The following is a 17,101-nucleotide window of genomic DNA, read 5'->3' on the forward strand; positions in this document are numbered from 1 at the left end:
CACTAAACTATAGCTACTGACTTTTTAGCCACCCTTTTAGAGGCGTAGTAATAAATAATCAAGATCATGAACTCCGCTCCGAACAATAACGCTGCAAACGTTAAATGTAGCGGTTGCATTACCGGCGGCATTGCAAAGTAGGTCAGAATAACACCGAACATAACCTCTGCTAACACTATAAAAAGCATTACATTAGTCCATCGGGTTAATCTTTGGTCTTTCAGTTTATAGATCAGGTATGCAAGATACACGTGCAGCACCAGCACTATTATTGAAAAAGACCTATGTATATAAAAGCTTGTACCCAGGTTATCTATCCATTCTGCACGTAAGGCATTACCCATAGTAAAAGCAACTATATCGATTTCTTCTCTGATCTGAGTTCCCAGTAATATCTGTCCGAAAGTTGTTAAAAGAACGATCCAGATCATGCCATTCAGCCTGCTACTGAATGGTAAGGTAGTGTCATTGTTACGTTCGCCAGCTCTCACAACGGCATACTGCAACAAAGCAACTATAACCAGTGCCAGTGCCATATGTATAGTAATGGTTACAGGCAGCAAGTTAGTTGATACAACTATAGATCCCAGCCAGCCTTCAATACCAACGAGTATAAAACTGGCCAGTGATAAGTAAAATATGGTAGGGTCTGATTTAAGAAAAGGAATAGCGTAAACTAAAGTCAGGAAGATCAAAATACCAATAGCAACGCCAACCAGCCTGTTCAGGTATTCAATCCAGGTTTTAGTTACATTAAACTCTGTCTCGATATATTGGTTTGGATGACTGAATATATAGGCTGCTACTGTTTCAAATCCTGCCTTATCCAGATAACCTGCCAGCTTCTGGTTCTTATCGATCCTTTTCTGTTTGTAAACTTCCAGGTAATCTTCCGGCAATTGGTTAACATTAGTTGGAGGAACCCAGCTTCCGAAGCACTTCGGCCAGTCTGGACAACCCATCCCGGAACCTGTGCTCCTGACGATTCCTCCAACTAAGATTAGAAAGTAAACAGCTATTACTGTAAGTACTCCTATTCTTCTAAATTTATGAACCTTAGAAGATTTATTAACCATTTACAATATTACTCTAGAACTCTTTCCTGAGGCAGGTTAGATGACTGCGTCTCTGAGAAAGGTACGTGCTGTGGAATAAAGTCTTCAGCTGCACCTGGCTTGCTATAATCGTAAGGCCATCTGTAAACAGTTGGTATCTCACCTGGCCAGTTACCATGACCTGGGTTAACCGGTGTAGTCCACTCCAGTGTATTAGAATGCCAAGGGTTAAGCGATGCTCTTCTGCCTTTAAAGATGCTATAGATAAAGTTGAACAGGAATACAAACTGAGCTGTAAAGCCAAGTATCGCAGCAATACTGATGAAAGTGTTCAGGTCAGTAAACATGTTGAATGCTTCGAAACCAGTCCAGTTATAGTATCTTCTCGGGAAACCTGCAATACCTACGTAGTGCATCGGCAAAAACACCAGGTAAACAGAGATGAATGTTAACCAGAAGTGAACGAAACCTAATTTCTCATCCATCATGCGGCCAAACATCTTAGGGAACCAGTGGTAAACACCAGTGAACATACCAAAGAAGGCAGCAGCACCCATTACAAGGTGGAAGTGAGCAACTACAAAGTAAGTATCGTGTAATTGAATATCCAGTGCAGAGTTACCTAGAATGATACCTGTTAAACCACCTGAGATGAATAGGGATACGAAACCTACAGCAAACAGCATGGCAGCTGAAAAGCGTATATTACCTCTCCACAATGTGGCTATCCAGTTAAACACCTTTACTGCAGATGGTACCGCAATAATCAGTGTCAGGAACATGAATACAGATCCCAGGAACGGGTTCATACCTGTTACGAACATATGGTGCGCCCATACTACGAACGACAGAACTGAGATACCCAGCATAGAACCGATCATGGCACGGTAACCGAAGATTGGCTTACGAGAGTTTGTAGCTATAACTTCAGAAACGATACCGAATGCAGGAAGAATAACGATGTAAACTTCAGGGTGACCTAAGAACCAGAATAAGTGCTGGAACAGGATCGGGCTACCACCAGTGTTTGATAAAGCCTCTCCGGCTATATAAATATCCGATAAATAGAAGCTCGTACCAAAGCTACGGTCAAAGATCAGAAGCAAAGCAGCTGAGAATAGAACCGGGAATGACAATAAACCTAGAATAGCTGTCAATAAGAACGCCCATATAGTTAATGGAAGTTTAGTCATTGACATACCTTTTGTTCTAAGGTTAATAATGGTAACTATATAGTTGATACCACCCAGTAATGTTGATACAATGAATAGTGCCATTGCGATCAACCATAAAGTCATACCCATTCCAGAACCTGAAATTGCCTGTGGGAGCGCACTTAAAGGAGGATATACTGTCCAGCCACCACCTGCAGGTCCTGTTTCGATGAACAGGGAAGAGAACATTACCACACTTGACAGGAAGAAGATCCAGTAAGAAAGCATGTTCATGAAACCAGATGCCATATCACGAGCACCGATCTGCAATGGAATAAGGAAGTTACTGAAAGTACCGCTCAGACCTGCTGTAAGCACGAAGAATACCATGATAGTACCGTGCATCGTTACAAGTGCCAGGTAGAACTCAGGATCTAACTTGCCGTTCTGTACCCAACCTCCCAGAATTGGCTCCAGGAAAGTAAAAGTTGCTTCTGGCCAGCCTAATTGTAAACGGAAAAGTATAGATAGGAATCCGCCGATGAAGGCCCAGATGATACCAGTGAACAGATACTGCTTCGCAATAACTTTGTGATCCTGGCTGAAAATATACTTTTCAATAAAATTTAAATCGTGATGATGATCATGCTCGTCATGGCCATGATGCATATCAGTCTGGTTAATAGCGATATCTGTACTAGACATTTTCTAAGTATTTAAATGCTATAATTCTGTTTTCTCTTCCTCTGACGCAGCATCCATTCTTGTCGCAGGCTTCTCAGCTGCTGTAGTCTGGAACTTAGCTACTACATCCGGGTTCTGTGATGCAAAAGCTTTTTGTTCTGCTAACCATGCTTCGTAATCTTCTTGCTCATCTACCACTACTACATAGCGCATCGCAAAGTGACCACGACCACAGATCTCAGTACAAGCCATCTCATACTTAAACTCCGGGTTGCCAGTCTCGCTCTGCATTTCATAAGTAGTTTTGGTAGGCACAAACCAGAACTTAGTTGGCATTCCTGGTACGGCATCCATCTTCTGACGGAAGTGAGGCAGGAATACGCTGTGGATCACATCTCTAGAGCGTATCTTAAATAATACTGGTTTGCCTTTTGGTATGTGCAGCTCCAATGGATTTACGATATCATCCTGTGCATTTGGATCCGAAAAATCGATACCAAATTCGTTTGTTGCATCTATAAGCGAAGTTTTAGTAACACCAAGCTTGCCATCCGCACCAGGGTATCTTACCATCCAGTTGAACTGCTTACCCATTACCTCAACTACTACTGCATCTGCAGGCGCTGCGCTTGTAATGTTAGTCCATGTTTTCCATCCGGCAAATACTAAAATTGCCATAACTACAGCTGGTATCATTGTCCATATCAATTCCAGCTTATTGTTGTGCGGATAGTAATAAGCTCTTTTGTCGTCTTGGTGCTGATACTTGTAAGAATACCAGAATAACAGCACTTGAGTGATAACGAACACGATACCGATGATGATCATCGTTGTCCAGAACAATTCATCTGTCCATTCTCCGTGTAGAGATGCCAGCGGCTGGTTCATTTCATCCCATGATTCAGAGAAAGACCAGGCAAAGGCGATACCACCTACTATCAGGAACAGAAGCAGAAGCATACTGTTCACTTTATTGCTTGTTTTAGTTGTACCTACTGCTCTCTGAGATGACCCTCTAAAGATAGATGCCAGTGTTCCGATCCTGAAAAGTAGGAAAAGAACAACTAAAAGCAGAAGTATGGATAAACCAATAGCGATCGTAATCATTATATTGTGTTTTAAGTATTATCTCTAAACGTGATGGTGTATACTTTCCTCCAGGAACGGGTGATTTGCCGGTACAAGCGATGCTTTTGTAAGTCCTTTCGTGAATGCTATCAAGAACACACCCAGGAAAATAAGGGTAGTACCAATCTCTATAAAACCTATTCCTGCATCACCGCGCATAGTTCCAGGCATCATCATCAGGTAAAAGTCTAACCAGTGACCAACCAGAATTGCTATAGTTACGATCTTCAACATGATCATCTGACGCTTTGCATCTCTTGTCATCAAAACAAGGAAAGGGAATACAAAGTTTATCAATAAGTTAACAAAGAAGATCCACTTATAGTGAGGGTCTAAACGATCAAGGAAATAGATCGATTCTTCCGGAATGTTTGCATACCAGATCAGCATGAACTGTGAGAACCAGATGTATGTCCAGAAGATAGAGAATGCGAATACAAACTTACCCAGGTCATGCAGGTGGTTGGCATTAACCATTTTCAGGTAACCATTCTGCTTCAGGATGATAACTGTTAACGTGATAGCTGCTAAACCAGAAACAAACCAGCTGGCAAATACATACCATCCAAACATAGTTGAGAACCAGTGTGTATCTATAGACAGTACCCAGTCCCAGGCAGCCATAGAAGAAGACACACCGAATACTACCAGGAACATAGCCGAAACAGTTATACTCTTGTGGTAGAATGAAGTACCTCCGTGCAGGTCTTCGTTGATAGATAGTCTTCTCAACCAGTTAAAGAATAGTATCCATAATGCAAAGAACGCTACCATTCTGATCAGGAAGAACCAGAAGTTCAGATAGCCTGCTTTACCAGAAATGATTGGATCATAGCGCGGGTCATTTACATCATACAGGTATTCATGCGTCCAATGGAAAATGTCGTGATTACCGAAAAGGAATACAACGATCATCACCAGTGCACCTATTGGCAAGAAATATCCTAATGCTTCCGGGATACGTTTGATAAGAACAGACCAGCCTGCATATGCTACATACTGAACTGCAACAAAGAATACACCTACAAGCGAAATTCCTGTAAAGTATACGTTATTTAACCAAAGGTTCATAAACAAGCGCTTCGACCATGAAGCTGCTTCGTGTCCTGCTGCTGCAGCCTCACCATGACCTTCACCATGTTCCGCTCCACCACCTAAAGCCATTAATAGTATACCTGCTATCAACAGGACAACACCTATGGCTATCATTAAGAAAAACTTGTTATTTGTTTTTCGTGGTATAATGAGTCTTTCTTCTGTCATTATTCTCAAAAATTAATGCTTCAGTCTTAGTTATTAGGTGTTGCTGTTTGGGTTTGTGCTGAAGTTGTATCTCCTGCTGCTGCTGTTGGTTCAACAGTTGTACCTGTTTCGCCTTTCTGTAGCTGCTGTACATACATCACAATCTTCCAGCGTTCGTTCGGATCTACCTGAGAACCGTGTGGCATCATTCTGCCCCGGCCGTTTGTAATTACATGGTATATATGGCCACCAGGCAATTCTGCAACTCTACCAGCGGTATAAGAAGGAACACCTTTAAACTTCTGTCCAACCAAACCCTGCCCATCGCCTTGCTCACCATGACAAGGTGAGCAGAAACGTGCGTAAAGGATCTTACCTTCTGCCAGGTGTTCGCTTGTTCTTTCCAGTGGATTTACAAGTTCAGTTCCTGCAGCCTCTGCGTTATCAGCTGAAAGATAAAGGTTGTATCCTTCCTTGCCACGAGCTACAGTACCTGGAGCTGGCTGGCGCAGGTTCATACCACCAGGGTTATACTTATTTTCTTTGATCTGTGAATAAGGATCAAGAGGTACAGAATGATACATGTCCGGCGCATATTCCAGACCTGGATCCTGCTCATTACTGCATGCTACCAGCATAGCAGAAGAGAAAAGTACAGCTGAGGCTTTTAAGCCAATATTCATGAAATTTTTCATTACTTGATTACCTCCTTCTCGTTAACTTCGATTGCGCCATTTGAACGAAGCAGGTTATTAAGTGCAGACATATCTGTCACGCCTTCTTTTACTTCAATTGCCATTACAAATTTATCATCTGTAGAGCGCTTATCGAACACATTCACTTTGAAAGATGGCTTCAGTCGTGATACTATAAAGAAAGTGATCACCATACCGAAAGCAGCACATAGAACCGTTAGCTCGAATGTTACCGGAATAAAAGCTGGAATGGCAATGTGTGGCTTACCACCAATGATCATTGGCCAGTCAAAGCCCAGCATCCAGATCTGCATCCAAAGTGCGAAAGATGTTCCGAAAAGACCGCAGAAGAATGCCACGATCGGAAGTCTCGAACGCTTGATACCTAATACATCATCTATTCCGTGTACCGGGTACGGCGAGAATACGTCATATATCTTAGTACCGGCAGCCCGTACGTTTTCGATGGCTTCTAAAAGCACATCCTCATCATCGTAGATACCTAAAACAAACTTCTTATTCATTGCTGTGAGGTGTATTAGTGTTAGACTCAGGTGCAGTGCCATGCATAGACTTTGCATGTGAGTTATGAGTGTGCTTAACTTCTGAAGAAGACTTCAGGATAGCTTTTACTTCTGCCATGTTTACTACCGGGAAGTATTTTGCAAACAACAGGAACAGTGTAAAGAACAAACCTATAGTTCCAACATAAACTCCGATATCGATGATAGTTGGAGAGAACATGGCCCATGAAGATGGCAGGTAATCCCTGTGAAGCGACGTAACGATAATTACGAAACGCTCGAACCACATACCAATGTTCACGAAGATTGAGATGATGAAAGTAGCTGTAAGGCTTCTTCTGATCTTTCTGAACCAGAATAACTGAGGCGTGATAACGTTACAAGTCATCATAGACCAGTAAGCCCACCAGTAAGGTCCGAAGGCACGGTTGATAAACGCATACTGCTCATATTCCACACCTGAATACCAGGCGATGAAGAACTCAGTAGTATAAGCTATACCAACTATAGAACCTGTCAGGATGATAACTTTGTTCATCGACTCCACGTGTTCCAGTGTGATATAGTCTTCCAGGAAGAAAACTTTTCGGGTGATGATCATCAGTGTTAACACCATCGCGAAACCTGAGAAGATCGCACCTGCCACGAAGTATGGAGGGAAGATTGTTGTGTGCCAGCCTGGAATTACAGACGTTGCAAAGTCCATGGATACGATAGTGTGTACAGAAAGTACCAGAGGTGTTGCAAGACCGGCAAGGATTAACGAAACAGTCTCGTAACGTGACCATGCTTTTGCTGAACCCGTCCAGCCCATAGATAAAGCTGCGTAAGCTCTTCTTGCTATCGGGCCGGTTGCTCTGTCACGGATGGTAGCAAAGTCAGGAATAAGACCTATGTACCAGAATACCAGTGATACTGAAAAGTAAGTTGAGATCGCAAATACGTCCCAAAGTAGCGGAGAGTTAAAATTTACCCAAAGCGAACCGAATGTGTTTGGCAATGGTAACACCCAGTAAGCTAACCACGGACGGCCCATGTGTAATACCGGGAACATCGCGGCGCAGATTACGGCGAAGATAGTCATCGCTTCTGCTGCACGGTTAATAGAAGTTCTCCACTTCTGACGGAACAGTAAAAGGATAGCTGAGATAAGCGTACCGGCGTGACCAATACCTACCCACCACACGAAGTTGGTGATATCCCATGCCCAACCTACTGTTTTATTCAAGCCCCATTCACCGATACCATACCATAAGGTGCGGTAAACAGAGTATAAAAATATAGCGAGGCCTACCAGGGCTACAGCAAGAGCGGCAGCCCAACGGATGTTAGGCTTTGCTTCTACTTGTCTGCAGACATCTTGAGTGATGTCGTGGTATGTTTTCCCCCCTGTTACTAGAGGCTCTCTTATCGGAGATACATGCTGCATAACTCTCTCGAATTTTATTTTTAAGCTAAGTTTCTAATTTTAGTCAGGTAAGTCACGTTTGGCTGAACGTTAAGTTCTTCCAGTACGTGGAAGGCACGTTCGCCATTTTCGTGAGCCAGGATCTTAGAGATACGGCTTTCTTTATCCAGCATATCGCCGAATACGATCGCTTCTGTCGGGCAAGACTGAGCACAAGCAGTTACGATTTCACCATCTTTCGGTCTTCTGTTCTCACGTTTTGCTTCTAACTTACCAAGTTGCACGCGCTGTACGCAGAAAGAGCATTTCTCCATCACACCACGTCCACGAACAGTAACATCCGGGTTAAGTACGAACTTAGCCAGATCATTATTCATGGTATAGTCGAACTTATCGTTGTTAGAGTAAGCGAACCAGTTGAAACGACGTACTTTATAAGGGCAGTTGTTAGCGCAGTAACGTGTACCTACGCAACGGTTGTAAGCCATCTGGTTGATACCTTCAGAGCTGTGCATAGTAGCAGCAACAGGGCAAACAGTCTCACATGGAGCGTGGTTACAGTGCTGGCACATCATTGGCTGGAAGATAACAGAAGGGTTTTCTGCCGGGTCTTCCATTGTTTCGTAGTCCTTAGCCTCATGCTCTACAGCGCTGTAGTATCTGTCGATACGCATCCAGTGCATTTCACGACGCATTAGTACTTCTGCTTTACCTACAACCGGGATGTTGTTCTCGGCCTGGCAGCTAATAGTACAAGCACCGCAACCAATACAAGAGTTAAGGTCGATAACCATACCCCAGTGGTGGTTCTTGTACTCGTAGTCATCCCAAAGTGAGATAGAAGCCGGTTTCGCAGGACCTTCATGTGTCGCGATACGGATATACTCTGTTACTTCCTTCGGATTCTCTTTATACTTAGCAAGCGTATTTTCCTGAACTACCAGACGGTCCATGATCGTGTGGTGTGTCTGCATCTGAGCAATTTCAGATGTAGCGCCAGTTTTTTCTATCTTAACAGGGCTTGAATAAGAAACGCTGTTATTAGTTACAGTAGCAATCGGGAAGGCATTTGCACCAACATTTCTTGCAACCGGCATAGCTGCGATATCGCGGCCATAACCCATTGCAATTGCAACTGTACCTTGCGCCTGACCTGGCTGAACCAGTACAGGAAGTTCGATAACATTATTGTTTGCCAAGGTTACTTTAACTACAGTACCCTGCTCAATCTGCATTTCTTCGGCCATCTTGCGAGGCATCGCTACATAGTTACCCCAAGTCGCTTTAGAAATAGGATCAGCCATTTCCTGTAACCATGGGTTGTTAGCTTCTACGCCAGTACCGATAGCTACTTTCTCGTAAAGAACAGCTTCAATAGCACCGGCAGCAGCCTTAACAGTTGATGCACCTATAGTTGCAGGAGCAAATGTGTTGCTAACAGTAAGCATGCTGCTACCATTCTGCAATACGCCATCATGCACTGCTTTCTCCCAGGCCTTGTTGAAGTCACCAGTTAGCACTTTTCTCCAGTTGTTGCGGATATATTCGTAGTAGCTGGTTGAATTACCGCTCCAGGTTAACAGTGAATCCTGCATCTGGCGGGTAGTAAAGATTGGAGAAAGAACAGGCTGTGCTAAGCTGATATAGCCTTTCTTAGGTTCGTAGTCGTTCCATGATTCCAGGAAGTTATTATCCGGAGCCACGATATCGGCAAGCGCTGCAGTTTCATCCACACGCTCAGCAAACGACACTTTCAAGGCCACTTTCTTTAATCCGCTAACTACTTTGTCAGCAAGTGGGTGGTCGTAAACCGGGTTTGCATTATAGAAGAACACAGCTCCTACTGAGCCATTGTTCATTTCATTAACCAGGCGGATCATCTGCGCATCGTTACCCTGCTTTACAAAGTAAGGAGTTGCAGCATCTATAGTTGCACCATTTGCACCCAATGAGTTGTTGATGGCGGCAACCATTGCCTGAACTGAAGGATCGTTAGAGCCTGAAACTACAAGCGCTTTGCCTGAGTTAGCTTTAAGATCTTTTACAGCATTTGCTAAAGCTTTAGCATCTATACCTTCTACTGATCCTGCTCCGCCACCTGTAATAGCATTGTAAAGCGCTGTAACTACAGCATGCTCCTGAGATGGTTTGATCGGAACGCGTACATCGGCATTGGCACCAGTAAGTGACATAATTGTCTCGAACTGGTAATGACGCGACATATCTTTCTTTTCAGCAGAAAGCTTTCTGTTTTTGATATATTGTTTTGAGAAGATAACCGGCGCTAACCAGGTACCTAAGAAATCTGCATTGATGCCAACTATAATGTTTGCCTTGCTGAAATCGTAGCCAGGTACTACACCATTGTTAGCGGCTAATAAAGCAGAAGAAGAGTTGGCATCATATACCACGTGCTCGAAGTTACCGAAACGTGACCCGAACTCGTTGATCAGCTGCTTTGTAGATGGAGAGATAACTGTAGAAGAAACTATAGCTACTTTACCACTTACTGAACCTAAACGGGAAGCGATCTCTTTATCAACTTTCTCCCATGTTGCAACTTCTCCTTTTAATAAAGGTGTACGAAGTCTGTTGTTATCATACACACTTAGTACGGCTGCCTGTGCTCTGGCGCTTGTACCGATTGGCGTAAGGGCAGACGAAGGGTTTGGCTCGATCTTGATCGGGCGTGCTTCACGGGTCTTTACAAGAATGCTGTTGTAATCTCCGTTCAGGTAATAGGTAGTGGCATACCAGTTAGCTACACCTGGCTCTACATCTACCGGCTTGTTAAGGTAAGGAATAGCTTTTCTTACCGGCGCCTCGCACGAAGCAAGCGATACAGCAGCAACACTAAAACCTAAAAGCTTCAGGAAGTCTCTGCGATGTGTTTTGCCACCTTCTGAAGTTTCTTTTGTTGCGCCTTCACCAACTGGCAGGAATTCTGGAAACTCATTATGAGCATGCTTTGCGAACTCTGGAGTATTTTCTAACTCCTCAATTCCTTTCCAGTATTTTATTCTGTCTTGCATAATATATTTAGAAAACTCGAATATTCAGATAAAAATTGACTGCTTAGTAGTGACACTTAGAACACTCTGTACCACCGTTTGAAGCTACTGTAAATGCTCCTTTAGAAGAAGCCTCGTGTAGTTTCACCAGGTTATCGTAGTACTCGTTTCCTTCTGTGTTCAGAGGTGTTTCGCGGTGGCAGTCGATACACCAGCCCATTGTAAGTGAAGAATATTGGTAAACAACATCCATTTCCTCAATAGGTCCGTGGCAGGTCTGGCATTCAACACCGCCCACCTGGGTGTGCTGAGAGTGGTTAAAGTAAGCAAGATCAGGCAGGTTGTGGATACGAACCCACTCGATTGGCTTATTGCGCTCAATAGCTGTGTAGATCTTCTGGATTTCAGGAGATTCTTTTTTGATCTGGCTGTGGCAGTTCATACAGATATTAGCAGACGGAATACTGGCACTCTTGCTTTCGTAAACAGTTGTGTGGCAGTAGTTACAGTCGATCTGGTGCTCGCCAGCGTGTAGTTTATGCGAGAAAGCGATCGGCTGCTTTGGTGCGTAGCCCTCCTGTATACCGATGCCCATTACTTTACCAAGTGCAAGATCAAGCAATACCACAACAAAGATCAGCATAACCAGTGTGCGAACAGCTTTGGATTTGTAGACCTTAGAGAAGTCAAAGCGCTGGTTTACAACCTCTTTGTCATCTTCAGTAAGCTCGCGGTTCTTGTTAAGGTAATTCTTAAGAAGTGATGAGATAAGTAAAAGTGTTACCACCAATACGATCAGTACCACTATAAGCACCACCAGGATGATATCCAGGTAGCCGCCAACAGCGCCGATCGCGTCTGTACCAATATTCTCACCTGGAGTAGTTCCTTCAGGACCAGCAACAGTTGTAGGTACCGCAGCAGCTACGTTTGCCTGTGCATCTATATAAGCCAGGATCGATTTGATCTCATCGTCAGAGAATGCAAAAGAAGGCATTGCCTGCTTGTTGTACTCATTATATACCGCAACAGCATCCGCATCGCCAGACTGGATAAGTGCCTGAGAGTTTTTGATCCAGCTGACAAGCCAGCTCTCACTTCTTCTCCCGGTAACACCTTTCAAGCCAGGACCAACGATAACGTCGCTACCTGCAGAGTGGCAAACCGCACAGTTATTTTTAAATAAAGCAGCACCTGCGTCTATAACAGCCGGATCTGCAGAACCTGTTTCAGCACCTTCAGTAGAACCTGGCTCTACTCCTTTAGTAGCTATTTCCGCCTGCTCGCTTTCGCCCTGTGCCTGTGCCCCGAAGGTAACAGCAAGAGTTAATAAGAAGGCAAGAAAAATCTTGTGTGTAGTTTTAAGTATACAGCTAATCATAGCCATCATCACTTGCGTTTTAGTATAATGGTGGAATTACTTTTCGGGCACAAATCTACTATGCTAATTCCATTATTCAAACATATACTTTTTATTTTTGGAACCTTCCGCATAGGCTGCTGGTTTACAGGCATCGCAGTGGTAAAATATCGTTTATTTTCATTTTAAAGGGTTTTTATTTAGAATGATTTTAAATTACTCACACTTTTCTCTAGCCATCCCCTAATTTGATTTATCTAATTTCAACTAGATTTAAGTACAATCATCTATTGGTGTACTGATTCAGTAACTATTAGCTTTTAATGCAAATTTTTATTGCTTAAACATCTTGCCCGACTATACTTTATACTCCTTATAATATATAGTGTACTTGGGGTTTTTCAACCACACTATTATTCCGGCCTATAGTTGCTGTATAATTATTAGGTATAACTTTTGGTTTTAAAAATACTAAGCCGTAATTTTGCAAGCTAAATCAAAAAATTCTACTAAAAGAATGGAATTAAAAAATTACGAAACGGTCTTCATCCTGACTCCTCTGTTGAATGAGGTGCAGATGCAAGAAACGGTCGAGAAGTTCAGACAGGTGCTTAAGGAAAATAGCGCCGACATTATCCACGAGGAGAACTGGGGTCTACGTAAGCTTGCTTACCCAATCCAGAAGAAATCAACTGGTTTCTATCATCTAATCGAGTTTAAGGCTCCCGGATCAGTAGTAGATCAGCTAGAGCTGACTTACCGCCGTGATGAGAAAGTTGTTCGCTTCTTGACTACTGTACTGGATAAGCACGCAGTTGCTTATAACGAGCGCAGAAGAAATGGCGAGTTCAAACAAGCTAAAAAAGAGGAGGTTAAAGGATAATGAGCTTAGTTAACGAAAGAGTACACAAGCAGGAGAATCGTCAGAAATACTGCCGTTTCAAGAAGAGCGGTATCAAGTACATCGATTACAAAGATGGTAACTTCCTTCTTAAGTTTGTAAACGAGCAGGGCAAGATTCTTCCAAGAAGATTAACAGGTACTAGCCTTAAGTTCCAGCGTAAAGTAGCTCAGGCGGTTGCAAGAGCTCGTCACCTGGCGATTTTACCTTATGTAACAGATTCTTTAAAATAAGGAGGGACTAGAGATGGAAGTAATACTTAAAGATGACGTTAAAGGCTTAGGTTACAAAAACGACACAGTTGATGTAAAGCCAGGTTATGGCCGTAACTACCTGATCCCTCAGGGTCTTGCAGTTATCGCTGACAAAGCGAACAAGAAAATGGTAGCTGAGAACATCCGTCAGGCTGCTCACAAAGCTGATAAGATCAAGAACGACGCACAGGAGCTGGCTAACAGCATCGGTGATATCACTCTTGAGATTCCGGCTAAAGTTGGTGAGACTGGTAAGATCTTCGGTTCAGTAACTACAAACCAACTTTCTGAAGCTCTTAAGGCTAAAGGATTTGATGTAGACCGTAAGCGTATCTCTTTTGACCAGGATGTGAAGACTGCAGGTGAATATACTGCATCTATCAACCTGCACAAAGAGGTGAAGCACACTGTTAAATTCAACGTAGTTTCTGCTGAGTAATCAGAACTATAGTTTATATAAAAGCGCTCCGATTAATTTCGGAGCGCTTTTTTTATGTCCATGCTTCAAGCCAACCTATAACTTACAACTATAGTTTGTAGTTTTAGCAGCAGAATAAGACACTATTATGTTCCGGACCGAAGTAACTATACCAGCCTCAGACCTTAACCTTAGCCTGAACGACAAAGTGGTAACCATCGGTTCGTGTTTTGCAGAAGTGATCGGGACAAAGCTACAAGACTACAAAGCTGATGTGTTGGTAAATCCGTTCGGCACCATTTTTAACCCGATATCGGTGTGCCGGTTGTTACAGGCCGTGACCGGTGAACCTTTAAATCTGGAGCAAAGCCTGGTGCAGCGCGATGGCATCTGGTATAGTTACGACCTGCATTCCTCCCTCTCCTCGCCTAACAAAGATGCACTGCTGCAAACTATAGCGCAGAGGATAGCACAAACGCGAGAACATCTTAAAGAGGCGAAACTGCTGATCATCACTTTTGGTACAGCTGTATCTTACAAACTGACCGACACCGGAACTATAGTTGCCAACTGCCACAAACTACCAGCCAAGCAATTTAGCAGAACATTGTTAACTACAGAGGAGATAAACTATAGTTTGGAAGCATGTTACCAGGCGCTTAAAAAGTTTAACCCTGACCTGCAAACTATAGTTACTGTCAGCCCGGTGCGCCATGTAAAAGAAACGCTGCCAACCAACAGCGTCAGCAAATCCATTCTCCGGGTGGCTACACATTATATGACAGAGCGCTACAAGGATGTACTGTACTTTCCGGCTTACGAGATCATGCTTGACGACCTGCGGGATTACCGTTTTTACGGGCCTGACATGCTGCACCCCACCCCTGTGGCTGAAGATTACATCTGGCAAAAGTTTGCGGGGGCGTATTTAGATCCGCGTTTCCAGGAGTTTATACCGGCCTGGGAAAAGATAAGGAGAGCCATTGCCCATCGACCGTTTCACCCAAACACTGAAGCTCACCAGGCTTTCATAGTCAAAACTATAGCCCAGCTGCAGCAGCTTTCGGCCAACTATAACATCTCATTGGAACCAGAACAACTTGAACTGCGCCGGCAGCTTACAATTTAATTTACCCTGGCTTAACAACTAAGTGCCTGAGGTGCGTAAAATAAAGTACAACCTACTCCAACGACCTATGGCAGACAAAATACCCAACCGCCTTATTAAAGAAAGTAGCCCCTACCTGTTGCAACATGCCTACAACCCCGTGGATTGGTACCCGTGGGGCGAAGAAGCGCTGCAACGTGCCAAACAGGAAGACAAGCCTATACTAGTAAGTATTGGGTACGCCGCCTGCCATTGGTGCCATGTCATGGAACATCAGTCTTTTGAGAAAAAGGCCATTGCAGATGTAATGAACCAGCACTTTGTTTGTATAAAAGTAGACCGGGAAGAGCGCCCTGATGTAGATGCCGTTTATATAGATGCCGTACATGCCATGGGAATGCAGGGTGGCTGGCCGTTAAATGTGTTCCTCACTTCCGAAGCCAAGCCGTTTTATGGCGGAACATATTTTGCACCACAGCAATGGGTACAACTACTGAAGGATATTGCCAACGCTTATAAACAGAACCGCCAGGAATTGGATGAGACTGCCGAGCAATTTGCGGAGCACCTGAATATAAGCGATCTGCAGAAATATGGCCTCAAACAAAACGGCCACCAGGCCTCCGAAGAAGAACTACATCAACTATACCGTAACCTGAGCAAGCGTTTTGACAAGGAGAAAGGTGGCCTGTCGCCGGCACCTAAATTCCCGATGCCTTCCAACTTCTTGTTTTTGTTGCGCTACAGCCATCATACTCAAAGTGAGCTGGCACTGGCTCACGTAAACCTGACGCTTAACCAGATGGCTTATGGTGGAATATACGACCAGGCAGGTGGTGGGTTTGCACGGTATGCGGTAGATGCCAACTGGTTGGTACCTCACTTCGAAAAAATGCTTTACGACAATGCCCAGTTAATAACACTGTACTCCGAAGCTTACCAGGTTACCAAGAATCCGCTTTACAAACAAGTGGTGTACGAAACAATACGATTTGTGGAGCGGGAGCTGATGAGTGAAGAATATGGTTTCTACTCGTCGCTGGATGCGGATAGTGAAGGAGAAGAAGGCAGGTTTTACACCTTTACACGGGATGAACTACAGAAGTTACTAAAAGACGAGGAGCCACTTTTCTCGAAATACTATAACATAACAGCTGCCGGCAACTTTGAGCATGGGCGCAACATTCTGCACCGCCTGGTAAGCGACGAAGCCTTTGCCAAAGAAAACGAACTGGAACTGGAAGTGCTGCAGGAAATGGTAAAGGAGTGGAAAAGGAAGTTGATGAAAGTACGCGCCAAACGCATAAGACCTGCTTTGGATGACAAGATACTCTGCTCCTGGAATGCCCTTATGCTGAAAGCGCTGGCTGATGCATATTGTGTTTTCGGGCAGAGACGGTTTCTGGAAATGGCGCTAAAGAACGCAGATTTTATATTTGAAAAAATAAGAGAAGGAAATAAACTGTGCCATAGCTATAAAAATGGCAAAGCAACTATAGACGGCTTCCTGGAAGATTATGCTTTGATGATAGCGGCCCTGGTCCGGTTGTACGAAGTAACTTTTAATGAAGAGTGGCTCATCCAGGCGAAACGCTTCACCGATTATACATTAACAAACTTCCTGGACAAAGAAGACGGCATGTTCTACTTTACAGACAAGACAGCTGAAAAACTGATCGCCCGCAAAAAGGAGATCTTTGATAATGTAATTCCTTCATCTAACTCTGTAATGGCTATAAACCTGCACCTACTGGGACTGTATTTCGATAATGAAACCTACCAACAGACCTCCAACAGGATGCTGGACAGCATGACCCCATTGATCCTGAAAGAACCATCGCACCTGAGCAAATGGGCCATTTTATACTATAACAAACTCACCCCGACAGCCGAAGTAGCTATAGTTGGCAAACAGGTACCACAGATGCGGGAAGAGTTCAGTGTGTTTTACCTACCGAACATGATCGTGATGGGCAGCGACCATAAAAGCAAACTCCCGCTCTTAGCTGACAAGATTCCTGTGAATGGTAAAACCACCATTTATGTATGCTATAACAAAACCTGCCAGCTACCGGTACACACACCCGCCGAAGCCTTAAAACAACTGCAGGCAGGTCAGCAAAAATCAAAATTCCCGGTGCTATAGTTGGGTAAGTAAA

The 17,101-nt window shown here is 43.8% G+C and carries 14 protein-coding genes; 5 read left to right on the plus strand and 9 right to left on the minus strand.

The annotated features are described in order from the left end of the window. Nucleotides 1-2: 2 nt before the first annotated feature. From ABS362_RS00305 to ABS362_RS00345, 9 genes are read right to left on the minus strand one after another with little or no spacing between them, the layout of a single operon-like run. The gene (locus ABS362_RS00305; protein ID WP_350410002.1) at nucleotides 3-1,076 is read right to left on the minus strand and encodes a COX15/CtaA family protein; all 1,074 of its coding nucleotides are present in this window, start codon (nucleotides 1,074-1,076) and stop codon (nucleotides 3-5) included. A gap of 8 nt (nucleotides 1,077-1,084) precedes the next feature. Beyond that, nucleotides 1,085-2,914, minus strand: coding sequence for a cytochrome c oxidase subunit I (locus ABS362_RS00310; RefSeq protein ID WP_350410003.1), 1,830 nt, complete (start codon nucleotides 2,912-2,914; stop codon nucleotides 1,085-1,087). Nucleotides 2,915-2,932: 18 nt separating this feature from the next. Next, entirely contained in the window at nucleotides 2,933-4,000 is a 1,068-nt protein-coding gene (locus tag ABS362_RS00315; RefSeq protein ID WP_350410004.1) for a cytochrome c oxidase subunit II, read from the minus strand. A 24-nt stretch (nucleotides 4,001-4,024) separates the two neighbouring features. After that, the gene (locus tag ABS362_RS00320; protein WP_350410439.1) at nucleotides 4,025-5,284 is read right to left on the minus strand and encodes a quinol:cytochrome C oxidoreductase; all 1,260 of its coding nucleotides are present in this window, start codon (nucleotides 5,282-5,284) and stop codon (nucleotides 4,025-4,027) included. Nucleotides 5,285-5,310: 26 nt separating this feature from the next. Continuing rightward, nucleotides 5,311-5,958, minus strand: a complete 648-nt coding sequence (locus tag ABS362_RS00325; protein WP_350410006.1) for a c-type cytochrome — start codon at nucleotides 5,956-5,958, stop codon at nucleotides 5,311-5,313. Beyond that, nucleotides 5,958-6,482, minus strand: a complete 525-nt coding sequence (locus ABS362_RS00330; protein ID WP_350410008.1) for a DUF3341 domain-containing protein — start codon at nucleotides 6,480-6,482, stop codon at nucleotides 5,958-5,960. Before ABS362_RS00330 ends, ABS362_RS00325 begins: the two co-directional genes overlap by 1 nt. Beyond that, complete coding sequence (gene nrfD, locus ABS362_RS00335; protein ID WP_350410010.1) at nucleotides 6,475-7,911, minus strand: NrfD/PsrC family molybdoenzyme membrane anchor subunit; 1,437 nt, start codon at nucleotides 7,909-7,911, stop codon at nucleotides 6,475-6,477. The genes ABS362_RS00330 and nrfD overlap by 8 nt, the downstream gene beginning before the upstream one ends. Before the next feature lie 20 nt (nucleotides 7,912-7,931). Continuing rightward, on the minus strand, nucleotides 7,932-10,922 hold the full coding sequence (locus ABS362_RS00340; protein WP_350410011.1) for a TAT-variant-translocated molybdopterin oxidoreductase: 2,991 nt from the start codon (nucleotides 10,920-10,922) through the stop codon (nucleotides 7,932-7,934). 43 nt (nucleotides 10,923-10,965) lie between these two features. Then, on the minus strand, nucleotides 10,966-12,288 hold the full coding sequence (locus tag ABS362_RS00345; protein ID WP_434086512.1) for a c-type cytochrome: 1,323 nt from the start codon (nucleotides 12,286-12,288) through the stop codon (nucleotides 10,966-10,968). A gap of 490 nt (nucleotides 12,289-12,778) precedes the next feature. Here ABS362_RS00345 and rpsF point away from each other — a divergent pair, with 490 nt between their 5' ends. The 5 genes from rpsF (at nucleotide 12,779) to ABS362_RS00370 (ending at nucleotide 17,088) form a co-directional block, all read left to right on the plus strand. Next, nucleotides 12,779-13,144 (plus strand): 30S ribosomal protein S6, encoded by a 366-nt coding sequence (gene rpsF / locus ABS362_RS00350; protein WP_350410013.1) that lies wholly within the window; start codon nucleotides 12,779-12,781, stop codon nucleotides 13,142-13,144. Beyond that, nucleotides 13,144-13,395, plus strand: coding sequence for a 30S ribosomal protein S18 (gene rpsR / locus ABS362_RS00355; protein WP_068838643.1), 252 nt, complete (start codon nucleotides 13,144-13,146; stop codon nucleotides 13,393-13,395). The genes rpsF and rpsR overlap by 1 nt, the downstream gene beginning before the upstream one ends. A 13-nt stretch (nucleotides 13,396-13,408) precedes the next feature. Beyond that, nucleotides 13,409-13,855: a 50S ribosomal protein L9 gene (gene rplI / locus ABS362_RS00360; RefSeq protein ID WP_350410014.1), complete on the plus strand. Its 447-nt coding sequence runs from the start codon at nucleotides 13,409-13,411 to the stop codon at nucleotides 13,853-13,855. Between the two features lie 127 nt (nucleotides 13,856-13,982). Beyond that, nucleotides 13,983-14,963 carry a GSCFA domain-containing protein gene (locus ABS362_RS00365; RefSeq protein WP_350410016.1) on the plus strand — a complete coding sequence of 327 codons (981 nt, stop codon included), beginning with the start codon at nucleotides 13,983-13,985 and terminating at the stop codon, nucleotides 14,961-14,963. A gap of 67 nt (nucleotides 14,964-15,030) precedes the next feature. Then, nucleotides 15,031-17,088: a thioredoxin domain-containing protein gene (locus ABS362_RS00370; protein WP_350410018.1), complete on the plus strand. Its 2,058-nt coding sequence runs from the start codon at nucleotides 15,031-15,033 to the stop codon at nucleotides 17,086-17,088. Nucleotides 17,089-17,101 lie beyond the last annotated feature (13 nt).

The organism is Pontibacter populi (assembly GCF_040278685.1).
In the GTDB taxonomy this organism is placed as follows: Bacteria; Bacteroidota; Bacteroidia; order Cytophagales; family Hymenobacteraceae; genus Pontibacter; species Pontibacter populi.

Excerpts from the sequence above, each read along its gene's own strand:
- ABS362_RS00365 (WP_350410016.1), top strand. The coding sequence starts at position 13,983 with ATGTTCCGGACCGAAGTAACTATACCAGCCTCAGACCTTAACCTTAGC.
- ABS362_RS00305 (WP_350410002.1), bottom strand. The coding sequence starts at position 1,076 with ATGGTTAATAAATCTTCTAAGGTTCATAAATTTAGAAGAATAGGAGTA.
- ABS362_RS00330 (WP_350410008.1), bottom strand. The coding sequence starts at position 6,482 with ATGAATAAGAAGTTTGTTTTAGGTATCTACGATGATGAGGATGTGCTT.
- rplI (WP_350410014.1), top strand. The coding sequence starts at position 13,409 with ATGGAAGTAATACTTAAAGATGACGTTAAAGGCTTAGGTTACAAAAAC.
- rpsF (WP_350410013.1), top strand. The coding sequence starts at position 12,779 with ATGGAATTAAAAAATTACGAAACGGTCTTCATCCTGACTCCTCTGTTG.
- ABS362_RS00310 (WP_350410003.1), bottom strand. The coding sequence starts at position 2,914 with ATGTCTAGTACAGATATCGCTATTAACCAGACTGATATGCATCATGGC.
- ABS362_RS00340 (WP_350410011.1), bottom strand. The coding sequence starts at position 10,922 with ATGCAAGACAGAATAAAATACTGGAAAGGAATTGAGGAGTTAGAAAAT.
- ABS362_RS00315 (WP_350410004.1), bottom strand. The coding sequence starts at position 4,000 with ATGATTACGATCGCTATTGGTTTATCCATACTTCTGCTTTTAGTTGTT.
- ABS362_RS00325 (WP_350410006.1), bottom strand. The coding sequence starts at position 5,958 with ATGAAAAATTTCATGAATATTGGCTTAAAAGCCTCAGCTGTACTTTTC.
- nrfD (WP_350410010.1), bottom strand. The coding sequence starts at position 7,911 with ATGCAGCATGTATCTCCGATAAGAGAGCCTCTAGTAACAGGGGGGAAA.
- ABS362_RS00345 (WP_434086512.1), bottom strand. The coding sequence starts at position 12,288 with ATGGCTATGATTAGCTGTATACTTAAAACTACACACAAGATTTTTCTT.
- rpsR (WP_068838643.1), top strand. The coding sequence starts at position 13,144 with ATGAGCTTAGTTAACGAAAGAGTACACAAGCAGGAGAATCGTCAGAAA.
- ABS362_RS00320 (WP_350410439.1), bottom strand. The coding sequence starts at position 5,284 with ATGACAGAAGAAAGACTCATTATACCACGAAAAACAAATAACAAGTTT.
- ABS362_RS00370 (WP_350410018.1), top strand. The coding sequence starts at position 15,031 with ATGGCAGACAAAATACCCAACCGCCTTATTAAAGAAAGTAGCCCCTAC.